The sequence below is a fragment of the Pseudomonas sp. P4_C1 genome (genome assembly GCF_056402155.1).
The window spans coordinates 23,409-40,275 of sequence record NZ_JBFUHY010000001.1 but is presented as its reverse complement, the minus strand read 5'-3'; the positions used below and the strand labels follow the sequence as shown (position 1 = coordinate 40,275).

At 59.6% G+C, this 16,867-nt stretch carries 15 protein-coding genes and 1 tRNA gene; 4 read left to right on the top strand and 12 right to left on the bottom strand.

Annotated features, from left to right (window positions below; translation table 11 throughout):
* Positions 1-2: 2 nt before the first annotated feature.
* From AC1DU9_RS00190 to dibA, 3 genes are all read right to left on the bottom strand, one after another.
* The gene (locus AC1DU9_RS00190) at positions 3-1,016 is read right to left on the bottom strand and encodes a sulfate ABC transporter substrate-binding protein (protein WP_108219747.1); all 1,014 of its coding nucleotides are present in this window, start codon (positions 1,014-1,016) and stop codon (positions 3-5) included.
* Positions 1,017-1,091: 75 nt separating this feature from the next.
* Entirely contained in the window at positions 1,092-1,274 is a 183-nt protein-coding gene (gene oscA, locus AC1DU9_RS00185; RefSeq protein ID WP_007975618.1) for a sulfur starvation response protein OscA, read from the bottom strand.
* Positions 1,275-1,560: 286 nt separating this feature from the next.
* On the bottom strand, positions 1,561-3,480 hold the full coding sequence (dibA, locus tag AC1DU9_RS00180; protein WP_477809598.1) for a phosphodiesterase DibA: 1,920 nt from the start codon (positions 3,478-3,480) through the stop codon (positions 1,561-1,563).
* Positions 3,481-3,626: 146 nt separating this feature from the next.
* On the opposite strand from dibA, the gene desA reads away from it, so the two are divergent.
* On the top strand, positions 3,627-4,811 hold the full coding sequence (gene desA / locus AC1DU9_RS00175; RefSeq protein ID WP_223550135.1) for a delta-9 fatty acid desaturase DesA: 1,185 nt from the start codon (positions 3,627-3,629) through the stop codon (positions 4,809-4,811).
* 221 nt (positions 4,812-5,032) lie between these two features.
* On the top strand, positions 5,033-6,022 hold the full coding sequence (locus tag AC1DU9_RS00170) for a GGDEF domain-containing protein (protein ID WP_223463256.1): 990 nt from the start codon (positions 5,033-5,035) through the stop codon (positions 6,020-6,022).
* 125 nt (positions 6,023-6,147) lie between these two features.
* On the opposite strand, the gene AC1DU9_RS00165 is transcribed toward AC1DU9_RS00170, so the two are convergent.
* The 3 genes from AC1DU9_RS00165 to gabD all read right to left on the bottom strand — a co-directional run bounded on the left by AC1DU9_RS00165 (position 6,148) and on the right by gabD (position 10,403).
* Positions 6,148-7,362: a response regulator gene (locus AC1DU9_RS00165; RefSeq protein ID WP_223463255.1), complete on the bottom strand. Its 1,215-nt coding sequence runs from the start codon at positions 7,360-7,362 to the stop codon at positions 6,148-6,150.
* Between the two features lie 136 nt (positions 7,363-7,498).
* Entirely contained in the window at positions 7,499-8,776 is a 1,278-nt protein-coding gene (gabT, locus tag AC1DU9_RS00160; protein WP_223463254.1) for a 4-aminobutyrate--2-oxoglutarate transaminase, read from the bottom strand.
* A 184-nt stretch (positions 8,777-8,960) separates the two neighbouring features.
* Positions 8,961-10,403 carry an NADP-dependent succinate-semialdehyde dehydrogenase gene (gene gabD, locus AC1DU9_RS00155; RefSeq protein WP_218429539.1) on the bottom strand — a complete coding sequence of 481 codons (1,443 nt, stop codon included), beginning with the start codon at positions 10,401-10,403 and terminating at the stop codon, positions 8,961-8,963.
* 349 nt (positions 10,404-10,752) lie between these two features.
* Here gabD and AC1DU9_RS00150 point away from each other — a divergent pair.
* Positions 10,753-10,829 (top strand) — tRNA-Arg (locus AC1DU9_RS00150).
* Positions 10,830-10,901: 72 nt separating this feature from the next.
* On the opposite strand, the gene AC1DU9_RS00145 is transcribed toward AC1DU9_RS00150, so the two are convergent.
* From AC1DU9_RS00145 to AC1DU9_RS00130, 4 genes are all read right to left on the bottom strand, one after another.
* Positions 10,902-11,210 (bottom strand): type II toxin-antitoxin system RelE/ParE family toxin, encoded by a 309-nt coding sequence (locus AC1DU9_RS00145; protein ID WP_223463252.1) that lies wholly within the window; start codon positions 11,208-11,210, stop codon positions 10,902-10,904.
* On the bottom strand, positions 11,207-11,506 hold the full coding sequence (locus AC1DU9_RS00140) for a type II toxin-antitoxin system Phd/YefM family antitoxin (protein ID WP_477809597.1): 300 nt from the start codon (positions 11,504-11,506) through the stop codon (positions 11,207-11,209). Before AC1DU9_RS00140 ends, AC1DU9_RS00145 begins: the two co-directional genes overlap by 4 nt.
* A 118-nt stretch (positions 11,507-11,624) precedes the next feature.
* Positions 11,625-11,894 carry a hypothetical protein gene (locus tag AC1DU9_RS00135; protein ID WP_223463250.1) on the bottom strand — a complete coding sequence of 90 codons (270 nt, stop codon included), beginning with the start codon at positions 11,892-11,894 and terminating at the stop codon, positions 11,625-11,627.
* A gap of 55 nt (positions 11,895-11,949) precedes the next feature.
* Positions 11,950-12,510, bottom strand: coding sequence for a YbhB/YbcL family Raf kinase inhibitor-like protein (locus tag AC1DU9_RS00130; RefSeq protein WP_223463249.1), 561 nt, complete (start codon positions 12,508-12,510; stop codon positions 11,950-11,952).
* 139 nt (positions 12,511-12,649) lie between these two features.
* Between AC1DU9_RS00130 and AC1DU9_RS00125 the strand changes: the two genes are divergently transcribed.
* Positions 12,650-14,179, top strand: a complete 1,530-nt coding sequence (locus AC1DU9_RS00125; RefSeq protein ID WP_223463248.1) for an FAD-dependent oxidoreductase — start codon at positions 12,650-12,652, stop codon at positions 14,177-14,179.
* A gap of 237 nt (positions 14,180-14,416) precedes the next feature.
* On the opposite strand, the gene AC1DU9_RS00120 is transcribed toward AC1DU9_RS00125, so the two are convergent.
* Together AC1DU9_RS00120 and AC1DU9_RS00115 are read right to left on the bottom strand one after the other, a co-directional pair.
* A complete protein-coding gene (locus AC1DU9_RS00120; RefSeq protein ID WP_223463247.1) occupies positions 14,417-15,922 on the bottom strand; it encodes a YdgA family protein in 1,506 nt (501 codons plus the stop codon).
* Between the two features lie 283 nt (positions 15,923-16,205).
* Positions 16,206-16,841 (bottom strand): NADH:ubiquinone oxidoreductase subunit N, encoded by a 636-nt coding sequence (locus AC1DU9_RS00115; RefSeq protein ID WP_116264423.1) that lies wholly within the window; start codon positions 16,839-16,841, stop codon positions 16,206-16,208.
* Between the last annotated feature and the right edge of the window lie 26 nt (positions 16,842-16,867).

Genomic DNA, 16,867 nt, shown 5'->3' with positions numbered 1-16,867 from the left:
TATTACTGCGCCTGATAGATCTGGTCGAACACCCCGCCGTCATTGAAGAATTTCGGCTGTGCGGCTTTCCAGCCGCCGAAGTCCTTGTCGATGCTCACCAGTTCCAGTTTCGGGAACTGCTGGGCGTACTTGGCGGCCACGTCCTTGTCACGTGGACGATAGAAGTTCTTCGCCGCGATTTCCTGGCCGGCCGGGCTGTACAGGTGCTTGAGGTAGGCTTCGGCGATCTGCTCGTTGCCCTTTTTCTCGGCGTTCTTGTCGACTACCGCCACCGGTGGCTCGGCGAGAATCGACAGCGATGGCACGACGATGTCGAACTTGTCGGCGCCGCCCTCTTCTTTCAGGGCCAGGAAGGCTTCGTTTTCCCAGGCCAGCAACACGTCGCCCTGACCGTTGTTGACGAAGGTAATGGTCGAACCGCGAGCGCCGGTATCCAGCACTGGCACGTGCTTGAACAGGGTTTGCACGTATTCCTTGGCCTTGGTTTCATCACCGCCGTTGGCTTTGAGGCCATAGGCCCAGGCCGCGAGGAAGTTCCAGCGCGCACCGCCGGAGGTTTTCGGGTTCGGCGTGATCACCGAGACGTCATTCTTGACCAGGTCGCCCCAATCCTTGATGCCTTTAGGGTTGCCCTTGCGCACCAGGAACACGATGGTCGAGGTGTAAGGCGTGCTCGCGTCCGGCAGGCGCTTTTGCCAGTCCGCCGGCAGGGTCTTGCCGAGCTTGGCGATTTCGTCGATGTCACCGGCCAGGGCCAGCGTCACGACGTCGGCACGCAGGCCATCGATCACCGCCCGGCCTTGTTTGCCCGAACCGCCGTGGGATTGCTGGACTTTCACCGTGTCGCCGGCATGATCCTTCTGCCAGAACTTGATGAATTCGGCGTTGTAGTCCTGGTACAGCTCGCGGGTCGGGTCGTACGACACGTTGAGCAGCTCGTAATCCTTGGCTACCGCGGAACCGGCAAAAAGGGCGCTGGCCAGGGCGGCCAAAGCGAAGTGGCGAATCGACGACATGGTGAAAGCTCCTGGAATTCTTGGTGTGTTGGCTTTTTCTTATGGGATATCGGAAATCGCGGTGCCTGTTTCGCCTCAGCCCGGCTTATTGCCCGGCTGCTGCAAACGGAATTTTTCTTTGCGTTCGATCTGCACCACCTGGGCGTTGTGCACGGTGATTTCCACGGCGCCAAAGCGCAGGTCGCGCAGGGCACTCTGGATTTCACGCAGGATGGTGGCTTCGTCTTGACCGTCGACGCTTCGCAGGGATGCGCTCATATTGCTGCTCCTTCAACTGAGAGGTTGCCTCGCAGTGTCGGCACTGCTTGCGGCGTGAGAGCAATACTAGAGAGGTGTAGATATTCTTAAAAAGACTATTTAAGAATGTTTATATAACCAGAAGAGATTACTTGAAGGGACAAGGGCTTGAGGTGAATCACCCTCTTTCAGGCACTCCAAAAAACCTGTGGGAGCGGGCTTGCTCGCGATGAGGGCGTGTCAGTCTCTAGAAGTCTCGACTGTTACTCCGCTATCGCGAGCAAGCTCGCTCCCACAGGGATTGCGCCTATCCGATCACCGGCGCATGCATCCAATCGAGCTGCGCCGCTGGCACCGGCCGTCCGAACCAATAGCCTTGCCCCAGATCGCATCCCTGTTCGAGAAGGAAAGCCGCCTGTTCGACCTGCTCGATCCCTTCGGCATGCACCTGCATGCCCATGCTTTGCGCCAGGGCAATGATCACCCGCGAGATTGCCGCATCATCCTCATCCCACGGTAATCCGGCGACGAAGCCCTGGTCGATTTTCAGCTTCTGCACCGGCAGACGCTTGAGCCGCAGCAGCGATGAATACCCCGTGCCGAAGTCGTCGATGGCCAGGCGCACCCCCAACTCGCGCAGGCGATGCATTTGCTCCAGCGCGACTTCCGGGTCCTCCATCACCGCGCTTTCGGTCACTTCCAGCTCCAGAAACGCCGGCTCCAGCCCGGTTTCGCGCAGGACCTGCGCCACCTGCCGATACAGCTCACGACGGGCGAACAGGCGCGAAGAAACGTTGACCGCAATGAAAGACAGCACCACCCCCTCCTGCTGCCACCGGCACATCTGCCGGCACGCCTGCGCCATGACCCAGGCATCGATTTCAGCAATCAGACCGGTTCGCTCGGCGACCGGAATGAATTCCGCCGGCGACACCAATCCCCGCTGCGGGTGCTGCCAACGCACCAGCGCCTCGACGCCAATCAGGCGACTGCTCCTGAGGTCATGAACCGGCTGGTAATAAACCCGCAGCTCTTCCCGGTCCAGGGCGCGGCGCAATTCAAAGGCGATCTCGACCCGTTGCTGGGCGTGGGCCGTCAGCTCTTCTGTATACAGGGCATAATCATTGCGCCCCGTGCTCTTGGCCTTGAATAGCGCAGAGTCGGCATTACGCAGCAGTTGCTCAACACTCAAGGCATCGCTGGGGAACAGGCTGATGCCGATGCTGGTGTTGATGAACAACTGATGGTCATCGATAGAGAATGGTGCTTTGAGGCCGTCGATGATCCGCTGGGCCAACGCAGCGGCCTGAACCAATTGCGGACAACTTTCGGCGAGTACGGCGAACTCATCCCCACCCAGCCGCGCCAGGGTGATGCCCGGGCCGAACATGGCGCCAAGGCGCTCGGCCACCGCCTTGAGCAACTGATCGCCGATGGTGTGCCCAAGGCTGTCGTTGACCATCTTGAAGTGATCGAGATCGATCATCAGCAGCGCGCAGCCACGCTTGTGGACCTGCGCCGAGGCCAGGGCCTGTTCGGTGCGGTCGGTGAACAGCAGGCGGTTCGGCAGGTCGGTCAGCGGATCGTGGTGCGCCAGGTGCATCAACTCGTGTTCGGAGTTCTTGATTGCACTGATATCGGAAAACACAGCCACATATTGGCTCGGCCGGCCGTAGTCGTCGTGGATCAGGCGGATCGTCTGCCATTGTGGGTAAATTTCGCCGCTTTTGCGCCGGTTCCAGATTTCCCCACTCCACTCCCCTGTGCGTTCAAGCGCGGCGAACATCACCTGATAGAAGTCAGATGGATGACGTCCGGACTTGAACATATTGGGGCGCTGCCCGAGCACGTCCTCACAACCATAACCGGTGATTTCCATGAACGCCCGGTTCACATGGACGATCACGCCTTCCCGATCGGTGACCAGCACGCCTTCGCGGGTACAGTCGAAAACAGCAGCCGCCTGGCGCAGGCGCTCGCGATTGGTATTGCGTTCGTGCAATGTGGCGTCGATCCCCAGACACCGCAGCAGCCGCGCCCGGGCAATGAAGATCAACCCGGCGCTGAACAGCCCCCAAACATAACCGTTGATCAGTTGCCATCGCAGTCGCTCGGCAGAGCTATCGAAGAAACTGTTTAATAAATAGCCACTGATCTGCAGCCAAACCACAGAAAGCAACAGATAGAGCAGCGCTGTGCGCAAGGCATCGCGATAGGTGGCAGACATCCGGCGATCCATGTCCCTACAAAAAGGTGGGGATTATAGTTTAAAGACACATCCAGCCACTCTTATCTGAAAGGGCGACTGGTTTTCTGTGTGGGCTTAGTGATAATGCAACGGCTGTTTTTTCTTTATCGAGGGCCCTATAGCCTATGTGGTACGAAGGTTTTCTTGGCTTGTCGCCCTGGTCTCTGGTAGCAGTCACCCTGCTGATGACCCACGTCACGATCATCGCCGTCACGGTCTATCTGCATCGTTACTCGGCCCATCGCTCCCTGGAGCTGAATGGGGGCCTTAAGCATTTCTTCCGTTTCTGGCTGTGGCTGACCACGGCGCAGAACACCCGCGAGTGGACCGCCATCCACCGCAAGCATCACGCCAAATGCGAAACCGTCGATGACCCGCACAGCCCGGTCATCAAGGGTTTGTCCACGGTGCTGCGCAAAGGCGCCGAGTTGTACCGCGCCGAAGCGGAAAACCCCGAGACCCTGCGCATCTACGGCAAGAACTGCCCCGAAGACTGGATCGAGCGCAACCTCTACAGCCGCTATCCGCTGCTGGGCATCGCGATCATGGGCGTTATCGACCTGCTGCTGTTCGGCACCATCGGCATCACCATCTGGGCCATCCAGATGATGTGGATCCCGGTATGGGCCGCCGGCGTGGTCAATGGCCTGGGTCATGCCATCGGCTACCGCAACTTCGAATGCCGCGATGCGGCGACCAACCTGGTGCCGTGGGGCATCCTGATTGGCGGCGAAGAACTGCATAACAACCATCACACCTACCCTAACTCGGCAAAACTGTCGGTGAAGAAGTGGGAATTCGACCTGGGCTGGGCGTGGATTCAAGTCTTCAGCTTCCTGCGCCTGGCCAAGGTTCAACGGGTCGCGCCGATCGCCCATCGCGTCGAAGGCAAGGGCAACCTGGACATGGACACCGCCATGGCGATCCTCAACAACCGCTTCCAGATCATGGCCCAGTACCGAAAACTGGTGATCGGCCCGCTGGTCAAGCAAGAGCTGGAAAAGGTCGATCACTCGGTACGTCACCAGTTCCACCGGGCCAAACGCCTGCTTTCGCGGGAGACCAGCCTGCTGGATGACAAACACCATGTACGCATCCAGAACATGCTCGAGCACAGTCAGGCGCTGAAGGTAATTTACGAGAAACGCCTGGCCCTGCAGCAGATCTGGGTCAAGACCAGCTCAAATGGCCACGACATGCTGGCGGCCATCAAGGACTGGGTACACGAAGCCGAAGCCAGCGGGATTCAATCGCTGCGCGACTTCGCCGATCAGTTGAAGACCTACTCCTTGCGTCCTGCCGCCGTCTGAACCACAAAACCTGTGGGAGCGAGCAGGTTCGCTCCCACATGGGTTTGTGGTCTGACCGCAAAATCGCGTCATCAGTACCGCCCGGCGGGAGACCTCTCCTTCGCCACAAAAGGCGGGAACTTCATCTAAAAAGCCCAATCTCAAAGACACTTCGCCATCCCCCGGCGGGCTTGGTGTTGGCCGCCATTGAACACGCGGCATGCCCTTTGAGATTTGTGTCGATGGCCCAAAAAAACCTGCAAGACTCATCTCCGTCACATTGGCCCGAGGCCGCGCAGACCCTGATGGCGCTGATGCACGCCCAAGGCGAAGTCGCACGTCTGAGCGAACGCGAACAGTTGCTCAACACCTTGCTGGCGAGCGTCAACGCGGTGCTGTGGGCATTCGATTGGGAAACCCGCCAGGTGCTTTACGTCAGCCCCGCCTATGAACGGATCTTTGGCCGTTCAGCCGATCGACTGCTGGCCGACTGCAATCAATGGCGCGACAACATCTATCCTGACGACCTGGACTATGCCGAACGCAGCCTGGCCGAAGTGCTGGACAAAGGCGCCGTGGAAGACCGCGAGTATCGAATCACTGCCGCCGACGGCCAGATGCGCTGGCTCAGCGACAAATGCTACATCAACCGCCAGGCCGAGCCGGGGCAACCGGTGATCATCTTCGGCATCGCCGAAGACATCACCGACAAGAAGCAGATGGAAACCGAGCTGCATCGCCTGGCCACCACCGACGCCCTGACCCAGAGCAGCAATCGCCGGCATTTCTTCGAATGCGCTCAACGCGAGTTCGAACACGCCCGAAACAAGGGCGAGCCGCTGTCGTTTCTGATGCTGGACATCGATGACTTCAAAATCATCAACGACACCTACGGTCACCAGGAAGGCGACAACGTGCTGCAACGCATTGCCGAAAGCGGCCGCGCAGCGTTGCGCCGTGACGACCTTTTCGGGCGCATTGGCGGTGAGGAGTTTGCTGCGGTGTTTCCCGGCTGCACGCCGCAGATGGCCCTGCAAGTGGCTGAGCGCTTGCAACAGCAGATTCAGCGATTGCGTTTCACCCATGAAGGCCGGACGTTCGGCATCACCGTCAGCCAGGGCCTGACCAGCCTGACCGCCGCGGACGAAAACGTGGAAAACCTGTTTTCCCGGGCGGACGCCGCGATGTACCAGGCCAAGCGCGACGGCAAGAACCGGATTGTCACGGCCTGACAGGTTCACCCTGGAACCCTGTGGGAGCGAGCTTGCTCGCGATGGCGGCGGCTCATTCAACATCAATGTTGGCAGACAGTCCGCTATCGCGAGCAAGCTCGCTCCCACAGGGGTTGGTGGTGTACTTACTTCCTGCGCAAACGCATCAACTCCGGCAAACCGATCTTGAGCAACCGCGCCGTCCGGCTCTTCGCCAGCATCTCGATACCCTCATGCTCGGTCAGGCGCGCCAGCTGCGCTGCCATGTTCATCACCAGCGCTTCGCGGGAGTAAACCCCGCCACCGAGCTGGTAGGCCGCCGCAATCAGCTCCCGCAACTCCAGCGGCAGACGCCAGCGCGTGCGCAGGGCCGAACCATAGGCCGCGCCAAACTCAACCAGCGCTTCGCCCACTTCCTCCTGCTCGTCCAGTTCGCCACCGGCCTGTTTCCATTCCTGCAAACAGCGCAGCAACGCCAGATCGCCGAGACGATGCAACATGCCGGCGCAATAGCAGCGCTCCTGATCCAGATCTAGCAAGCGCGCCAGGGTTCGCGCGTATTCGGCGGTGTGCAGGGACAGATCCCAGTAACGCTCGGCATAGTCGGCCAATTGCGGATCGCTGAGCCGGGCACTGCGCTTGAGCGCCAGCCCGAGAATCAGGTTCATGCTCTGCCCGGTGCCAAGGCGATGCAGTGCCTGGGACAGGGTTTGCACAGCGGCGCCGTGGTGCTGGGCCGCGCTGTTGGCAGCGGCGATCAGCACGGCCGTGACCTGCGGATCGGTGCGGATTTCGTCTTCCAGCACCGTCAGATCGAGGCCATTGGGGTTGAGGCTGCGTTTGACCGCCACTTGCACGTCGGTCATCAATGGCGCGCCGTCGGCCAATTCCCGTCGACGCTCCAAATACACCGCCAATGTCATCCCCGGCGCCAGCGACGGCACTTCGCATGAGACTTCTTCGCCAGCGTTCAGCAGCAACGCCTGCAACCGCTGGGTCAGGCTTTCCATGTTCAGGGGCTTGGTCAGGTACGCGGCCGGCGCCAACGGCAAGGCCTCGCGCACGCTGGCACTGTCGTTGCGACTGCTCATCAGAATGAACGGCATGGGCGGATTGCGTTTGCGCTGACGGACGTTGCGCAGGACATTCAGGCCATCGACGCCCGGCAACTCCCAGTCGGCTATCACCAGGTCATAGGGGTTGTCCGCCAGCAACTCCAAGGCCTGCTGACCATCGGCGCACAGATCCAGCCGCGCATCGCAGCGTACGTTCAACAACACTTCCTTGAGCAAATCCCGGGACCAGGGGTCGGCCTCGGCAATCAGGACTCTCGGAACCGCGGGTAAAATGACAGTTGTCATACAGCTCTCCCTGGCAATGCAGGAACCTTAGCCAAAGCTGGCCATTCGATACAGCGCTAATGCGCGGGATGCGTTTCAAGGGGAATGAAAAAACCCGCCGAAGCGGGTTTTTTGTGGATCAGGTCACACTGAGTGATCAGAGCTCGGAGAAGCACTCTTCGATGATCGCCAGGCCTTTGTCCAGTTGCTCGTCCGGCGAGGTCAGCGGTACCAGGACGCGCAGAACGTTGCCGTAGGTGCCGCAGGACAGCAGGATCAGACCCTTGTCGCGAGCCTTGGCCACAACGGACGCCACGGCTGCGGCGTTCGGCTTGTGGCTGTCGCCGTTTTCGAACAGCTCGACAGCGATCATCGCGCCCAGGGCACGGACTTCACCGATCACCGGGTACTTGGCCTGGATGGCCTTCAGACCGGTTACCAGACGCTCGCCAACAGCCTTGCAACGGTCCAGCAGGTGCTCTTCCTCGAACACTTCCATCACGGCCAGGGCCGCGGCGCAAGCGATCGGGCTACCGGCGTAGGTGCCGCCCAGGCCGCCTGGAGCGATGGCGTCCATGTATTCGGCCTTGCCGCAAACACCGGCCAGCGGGAAGCCGCCAGCGATGGATTTGGCGAAGGTGGTCAGGTCGGCAGCAACGCCCATCTGTTCCATGGCGAAGAAGGTGCCGGTACGGCCAGCGCCAGTCTGTACTTCGTCAGCGATCAGCAGGATGCCGTGCTGGTCGCACAGGGCACGCAGACGTTTCATGAACTCTTTAGGAGCGACGTAGAAACCGCCTTCGCCCTGAACCGGTTCGATGATGATCGCGGCGATGTCTTTCGGCTCGGCGTCGTTCTTGAAGATGCGTTCGATGGAAGCGATCGAGTCGTCGATGCTCACACCGTGCAGTTCATTCGGGTACAGCGCGCGGAAGATGCCGCCTGGCATCAGGCCCATGCCGGCCGAGTAAGGCACGACTTTACCGGTCAGGCCCAGGGTCATCATGGTGCGACCGTGGTAAGCACCGGTGAACGCGATCACGCCGGCACGGCCAGTGGCGGCACGGGCGATCTTGATGGAGTTTTCCACGGCTTCGGAGCCGGTGGTCACCAGCAGGGTTTTCTTGTCGAAATCACCCGGCACCTTGGCGTTGATTTTTTCGCACACTTCCACGTACGGCTCGTAGGCCAGAACCTGGAAACAGGTGTGGGTCAGCTTGTTCAACTGCTCGGTCACGGCGGCGATGACTTTCGGGTGCAGGTGGCCGGTGTTCAGTACGGCGATACCGCCGGCGAAGTCGATGAACTCACGACCTTCGACGTCGGTCACGGTCGCGTTCTTCGCGGAATCGGCGAAGATCGGGTGAATCTGGCCAACACCACGTGGAACAGCAGCGGTACGGCGGGCCATCAAATCAGCGTTAGTCTTGCTCATACAGTCCTCATTCACCGCTCATCGGGCGGCGTGGTTCAAGGATAAAGCGACAGGGAGCAACGGCGGCAGCATGCGATGATCGACTGCCACGGCGTTCCCGGTCACCGAGAATATTCCGGTTTGAAGCGGCGCAAAGGGACAGCGCTCTCGTGCCCTTTGCGCTTGAAGCAATGCTCTTACTGGCTTAGATGCCCAGGCAGAGGTATTTGATTTCCAGGTAATCTTCGATGCCGTACTTGGAGCCTTCACGGCCCAGGCCCGAGGCCTTGATGCCGCCGAACGGCGCGACTTCGTTGGAGATCAACCCGGTGTTGACGCCGACCATGCCGTATTCCAGGGCTTCAGCCACACGGAACACACGACCCAGGTCGCGAGCATAGAAGTACGAGGCCAGACCGAACTCGGTGTCGTTGGACATCGCGATCACATCGGCTTCGTCTTTGAAGCGGAACAGTGGAGCCAATGGACCGAAGGTTTCTTCCTTGGCCACGGCAGCGTTATTCGGCACGTTGGTCAGGATGGTCGGCTCAAAGAAGTTGCCTTCCATCGACTTGCCGCCGGACAGCACGGTGGCGCCTTTGGAAACGGCGTCGGCAATGTGCTCTTGCACCTTGGCCACGGCTTTTTCGTCGATCAGCGGGCCAGTGGTGGTGCCTGCTTCCAGACCGTTACCGATCTTGAGCTTTGCCACAGCCACTTTCAGCTTCTCGGCGAACGCGTCGTAGACCGAATCCTGAATGTACAGGCGGTTGGCGCAGACGCAGGTCTGACCGTTGTTGCGATATTTGGAAATGATCGCGCCTTCGACGGCCTTATCCAGGTCCGCGTCGTCGAACACGATGAACGGAGCGTTGCCGCCCAGTTCCAGGGAGACTTTCTTGATGTCCTTGGCGCATTCCGACATCAGTTGACGACCGATTTCGGTCGAACCGGTGAAGGACAGCTTGCGCACGATCGGGTTGCTGGTCAGCTCGCTGCCGATGTCGCCGGCGCTACCGGAAACAACGCTGAACACGCCAGCCGGGATACCGGCACGCTGAGCCAGTTCAGCCAGGGCGAAAGCAGAAAAAGGAGTTTGCGAAGCAGGCTTGAGCACCATGGTGCAACCGGCGGCCAGGGCCGGGCCGGCTTTACGGGTGATCATTGCAGCCGGGAAGTTCCACGGGGTGATGGCAGCGGTCACGCCGATTGGCTGCTTGATCACGATCAGGCGCTTGTCTGGCTGGTGGCCCGGAATCACGTCACCGTAGATGCGCTTGGCTTCTTCGGCGAACCATTCGATGAAGGAAGCGGCGTAAACGATTTCGCCCTTGGCTTCGGCCAATGGCTTGCCTTGTTCCAGGGTCATCAGGCGAGCCAGGTCGTCCTGGTTCTCGATGATCAACTCAAACCAGCGACGCAGCTTGGTCGCACGTTCCTTGGCGGTCAGTGCACGCCAGGCCGGCAGCGCTTTGTCAGCAGCTTCGATCGCACGGCGGGTTTCGGCAGCGCCCATTTTCGGCACGGTGCCCAGAATTTCGCCCGTTGCCGGGTTGTTGACCTTGATCGTCTGACCATTGTCCGCATCAACCCACGCGCCATCGATGAAGGCTTGCTGGCGGAACAACTGGGTGTCTTTAAGCTGCATGTCGGCTTTCCTTAACAGCACCGCAATGAATGCGGAGCAAATTATGATTGTTGAAAGGCGCCTCGATAGGCTGCCGTCAGGGAAATCATTCACCGGGCTGAAGCACATAAATAGCGCACTGATTCAAATCGCGCGGTTCAGCACCCAGAGATGAGCGTTTGAAATCTCAAACGAATCCTAGGATCAAAGGGGGTAAAGGACAATAGCCTGTTCGAAAAAAAGAACGAAAACGACGCTTTTGCCTATTTTTTCTGATCAACGTAGCAAACGCGCATTACAGCTTTAAAAAAACGCAGGCGATTCAGCAGCATGGACGCCCGCAGCGCATATGAGTATCATGGCGCCCGCTGCACCAGTAGCTCAGCTGGATAGAGTACTGCCCTCCGAAGGCAGGGGTCGTGGGTTCGAATCCCGCCTGGTGCACCATACGTTGTAACGAGAAAGCCTCAGGCCTTATGGGTCTGGGGCTTTTTTTGTGGGCGTTTGAAGGCTTGGCGCCTAATGATCAATGCTGTTTTTTTCAAACAGCCGGCCAATGTCTCTCGCGCTATGCAGCACGCGTTCGACCTTGATCCCGTCGTCCATCAAACAGTAGAAAACCAGATATCGACCATGGGCAAGCATTCGTAATCCCTTCGCGCAATCGTCTCTTGAAACACCCAGATTCGGTTGTTCAATCAACCGTGTGCACTGCCTACGTAGCTCACCCACAAACGTCCGAGCCCGTTCAGGGTTGTCCCGGGCGATAAAACGAGCGACTTGCAGCAGATCGTCCCGTGCCAATGCAGAGAAAAGCAATTGCCTCATGGACGGTTTTGCTCGGCTGCTACCTCATCAATCAGCGCTTCAAGCTCGGCAAACACGGTATCGGCAGCGATGGCCGGACGCGGATCGTTGCGGCTGGCTGCAATGGCTTCACGAAGTTCGGCAGCGTGTAGCCGATCCAGCAGCTGTTGATAGGCCGCGTGCGGTAAAAGATAGGCGGCTGGGCGATTGTGGTTGAGCACGGCAACAGGCTCGGAACCCGCTTGCTCAATGACAGTGCTCGGGCTGCGCTTGAGCTCGGTGATGCTGACCGAACGGCTTGCAAGTAGCTGTTCCATGACGGCCCCAAAGGTACGAAAAAAAGTACCTTATAGTGTTCCATTCCTTGCACGAGGGTCAACGAGTCTCCGACCGGTGCTGTCCTGGCCCACAAAAAAACCGCCGAAGCGGTTTTTTTCATTCTGTCGTCCAGTCAAACTCGTCGTACTCATCATCGTCCTCGTCGTCCTCGAAGAGCTCCTCTTCAAGGTCGTCGTCTTCAACAAGATCCTCTTCCGGCTGATTCAGCAGAAAATCCTTGCGACTCTCGGTAATCGCTCGCCGCAGTTCTTCTCCCTTTTGCGGGCAGTTGAGCATTTGGGCGATGCGGTCGATTTTTTTTGCCACGGCATCCTCCAACGCATCGGCTATAGCCTGATAGTGCGCGCTTTCGGGGGTGGATGCCAAATCCCCGGAATGCTGCGCACTTCAGTGTTCTGCAAATCTGCTGAGCGATCAGCCTTTAGCGGTGATAGCGCCGCACCACACTGCTGTTTCTCAGGACGTGGCCTTTGATTTTTTCCAGCAACTGCACACGGGTCAGGCCGGCGGGCAAGGCGTCCGGGGCCAGGTCCAGGGCGTAGATCTGGATGATGTAGTGATGCGCGCTGTCGCCAACGGGTGGGCAGGGGCCGATGTAGCCGGTGGTGTTTTTGCTGTTGGTACCGCCGAAGCCTTCGAGGCCGGGTTTGGTCCCGGCGCCCGCCGGGATCTGGTGAGTGCCGGCCTTGATGCCGTAATGCACCCAGTGATCGGCGCCCTGGCCCTTCTGGCCGTCCGGGTCGTGCATGACGATGGCGTAACTTTGGGTGGCTGCCGGTCCGGTGTTCCAGTTCAACGCCGGGGAAATGTTGTGTCCGCCGCAGCCTGCGGCATCGCTGGCGGCGGCCAATGTGAACAGACGGTCATCGGAGACGCCCGGAATGTTCAGGGTGAAGCGCTCCTGGGCCTGCGCCGGGAACTGCACGCAAAGGGCGACGGCTACGGCCGCGAGCCAAGGGTTCATTGAGGTCAATCGGGGCATACCGGAGCACCTTGTGCGTGTTGGGCCGTCGTCGGCGTGCAAACTATAGCCGGACCGTTCGCACCTTGGCAGGGGGAATTGGCTGAACCTCGCGATAGGCACCAGACTCATAAGTGAAACGTCTGTCTGGAGAGCAATCATGACTCTGCATCGCGTTGCGCGTGTCGCCAATGTGCCCGAAGACCGGGGTCTGGAAGTGCAGGTCCAGGACAGCAAGATTCTGCTGTTGCGGGCCGGTGAGCAACTGCGCGCTTATCAGGCCGAATGCCCTCATGCCGGAGCCCCGCTGGCTGACGGTGCGGTATGCAACGGGCGCCTGACCTGTCCGTGGCACAAGGCGCAGTTTCGGATCGAGGATGGCGGGCTGTGTGAACCGCCAGCCCTGGACAGCCTCAAGCGCTACCCCCTCGAAATCCGCGACGGCGACATCTGGGTCGGCGACCAGCCGTTGTCGGACGCCCACACGCCACCGGCCGACGATCCACGAACCTTCATTATTATCGGCGCTGGCGCGGCAGGTACGGCAGCGGCAGCGGCGTTGCGCGAGAAAGGTTTCGGCGGCCGGTTGCTGTTGATCGACCGCGAAGCCGACGCCGGATACGACCGCACCGCGCTGAGCAAATACGTGATCGCCGGGGAGATGCCGTTGCACGAAGTCCCGCCGCTGCGTGACGAGGACTTTTACCGCGAGCAGCGTATCGAGCGCCTGCAAGGCGAAGTGGCAAGCCTGGATGCGCCAAACAGGACGCTGCGGCTGACTGATGGCCAATCACTGACATACGACGCCGCGCTGCTGGCCACCGGCGGCGTACCCAACCCGCTGACGCTGCCCGGCGCCGACCTGCCGCAAGTGTTCGTCTTACGCTCCAAAGCCCATGCGCAGCAGATTCTGGACAGCGCCAGCGCCGGCCAGCGGGTGGTGATCATCGGCGACAGTTTCATTGCCATGGAGTCCGCCTCGTCCCTGCGCCAGCTTGGCCTGAACGTGACCGTGCTGGCCCGCCACGAAGTGCCGTTTGCCAAGCAGTTCGGTGACACGGTCGGCAAGGCCATTCGCGCACGGCATGAAGCCAATGGCGTCGTGTTTCATACCCGGGGCAATGCGGCACAGATCGAAGGGACGGACAAGGTCGAAGCCGTGCGCCTGGACAACGGCCAACGTTTGCCGGCCGATCTGGTGCTGGTCGGCATTGGCGTCACGCCAGCCACTGCGGCCTTCACCGGGCTGGCGAAAGAGCAGGATCACTCGCTGCGTGTCGACGGCACAATGCGCGTGGCCGACGGTCTCTGGGCGGCTGGCGATATCGCCACGTTCCCGCTGAACAACCAATACCTGCGCATCGAACACTGGCGACTGGCCCAACAGCAGGCGCGGATCGCTGCGGCCAATATGCTAGGCGGTGACGAGCATTACCTCGACGTGCCGTTTTTCTGGACCTGGCATTTCGGTAAAACCTACGACTACCTCGGGCACGCCGAGGCCTGGGATGAAGTCGAGTTCAAGGGTGACCCTTACGATCCGCCTTTCATAGGCCTGTTCGGAAAAAACGGCGTGGTGTCGGCGGCGGTCGCCTGCGAGATGGACCGGGCCATGGCGATGCTCGCCGAGCGGATGAAACAAACGTTGCCATGGGAAGAGGCATGGCGACTGATCCGTGACATTCCCTAGGGGGCGGACAGCAAAACGCCCGGCGCCTGCGCGATGCAGAGACCGGGCGCTGCCGTAATGCCAGTCAGTTAAGCGTTTGAACACCGCAAATCTTGTGGGAGCGAGCTTGCTCGCGATGACGGTTGGACAGTCACACAAGGGGTGCCTGACGGTCCGCTATCGCGAGCAAGCTCGCTCCCACAATGTCCGGGGCTTAACTGACTGGCATTAGGACGTTACCGGGTTACAAGGTCGCCGTTATTCGGTGGCGCCAGTACCCTGGAACTTGCTCATCACAAAACCGGCAAACTCTTCGACGGTCATTTTCTGGCCGTTGAAGTCCACCTGATTGTTGGCGTAATGCAAGTTGGTGACGATATTGTTGCCGTCCAGTTTTGCCAGTTGGCTGCCGACCGCCATGCTGCTGAACATGTCTGCGGTGGCAGTGGCCTGGTCGGCAATCAGCTTGGCATCGGTCTGGCCGTCGATTTGCGATTGCACGGTGAGCACATCGACCAACATGGGTTTGGACACTTGCAACTTGAAGTCCAGCAGCGCAATCAGCTGCCTGACCAACTGATCGGTCGGCAGGTCGATGGCTTGTGGCTTGGTCAGGTCGAGCACCATGTTGGCGCGGCTCTCACCGTTGGCGGTGTTGAACGACAGGTTTTCCAGGGCCACTTGCGGACCGGCCGCCAGCAGTTTTTCCAGGCTGGACTTGAGCAGTGCTTCTTCAGCTTCGGTCAGTTTCAGCTCCGGTGCCGGCAGACCGGCCGCCGTCGCTTCGGCTGCCGCCCGCTCATACGGCTGCAGTTTGCTCTGGTAAACCTGCATCAACGACAGGCTGGCCGGAATGTCGAGGTTCTTCAGGCTCATGGTCAGCGCACCGGAACCGATGGTCTTGCCATTCAAGGACACTTCGCTGACCTTGTAATCGGCACGCCCGGAGGCGCTGCTGCCCTTTTCTTCGGTCAGGTTCTTCATCTCGAATTTCTTGAAGTCCAGCACCGACTGCTTGACGCCAAAAGTCGATTTGCCGCTGGCCAGTTCAAGGACGTTTTCGCCGGTGTAGAAACCGTAGGTACTTTTTGTCAGGTTGCTGGCCAGGGTCAGGCCGTTCAATTCAACCTGCACCGGTGCCTGGTCTTCGGACACGGTGGTCACTTTCAGACTGTCCATGTAGCCACTGGCCTTGACCTTCTGCGCCTGGGCGCTGGCATCGACGTCCATGCTCAAGCCGGAAAACTTCATGCTCGACTTGTCATCCAGGGCCATTTCCAGCGGCTGCAACTCGAAGGTGCCATTGGTAGCGTTGTCATAGCCGATGTTGACCACGCCGGTCAGTGGGGATTTGTCCTTGGCGGCGGCAAACCACTTCTCGGTGGACGGGGTCTTTTCCAGTTCGTAGTGATTGGTCGCCAAGACTGGCAACCACTTCAGTGACATCAGCCGCGAGAACGGCAACGGGCCGTGTTCGATGTGATCGACAAACAGCAACTCGACCGGCGCTTCGCCGAACATTTCGCCTTCGCCCTTGAGACGGTAGTGCGCGGTGCTGCTGAATACATGACGCTCCAGCGACACCAGTTCCAGAGACGCTGTGCCGTTGGAACCGACCATGGCTGCCTGCAATTCCTTGTTGGCATTGGCAATCGAGGTGTTCAACACACCTTCGATTTTGGTGCCGGTGAACCAGGCTCCGCCTGCGCTGACGGCACCGATTGCGACAACGATTCCCAGTAGCACGCCTGCTGATTTATTCATGTATGACCCGTTCGATGTCCGTTGTTGAAAGTGAGGTCGTCTTCCCTGAACCCATGACAGGTTGCGGCTCGACTGTGCTGAAAGTGGAATGGAGATTAGCACCGGGCGCGACGAGCGGCCCAATGATTAAAGGTGAAAGAGTGTCTTGGGGGGTGTTCACGCGGTTGGAGATATTCGCAGTCAATGCAATTGCCATCGCGAGCAGGCTCGCTCCTACAAGGGGAATGCATTCCAATGTAGCAGCGAGCCTGCTCGCGATGGCGATCGAACAGCCGATATCAACTCAAGAGTATTGGACCTCGATCTCATCCAGCTGATGATCAAAGCTTTTGAGCCGCGCAGTCCAGGTGTACACCAGCACTTCGAAGTCGCGGTTGATCACCGCCCCGCCCGTCACTTCCGCACGCGGGTCGCAGACGTCCAGTTGATAACGTTCGCGGGCCATGGCCGTGGCGACATCGGCCAGTTCCCGGGCATTGCTGAGCCAGTGCCGACCGTCGTCAGCCACTTGCCGGTCCAGCGCCAGGCATTGTTTTTTCAGGCTCTCGAGGCTTTTTTCCAGCGGCGTGCCGGTCAATTCGCCCATGACTTCCTGAAACGTGCGCCCCGGCTGCCAGTAACTGCCCCAGAAATAACGGTCGAACACCGTTTCGACACGACGCAACGCCACCTTGGTGTCCCAGATCAGGACCAGGGTCTTGCCTTGTTCGAGTTGTCTTTTCTTGATGCGTTGATTCTGGACCGAGGCCCAGGCCACCACCGCAATGGACATCACCGCAATCAGCGCGACGGCACTGTCGAGGAACGCCAGAGCCTTGTCGATCTGGTGGGCCAGCATGATGCCGTAGAAATAGGTGGCCGACAGCAGCACTAATGCCACGATGGCGCACCAGAAGCCGAGAGCATAAGGGTTTTTCATTCTTGGTTTCCCCCTGACCTGCGCGT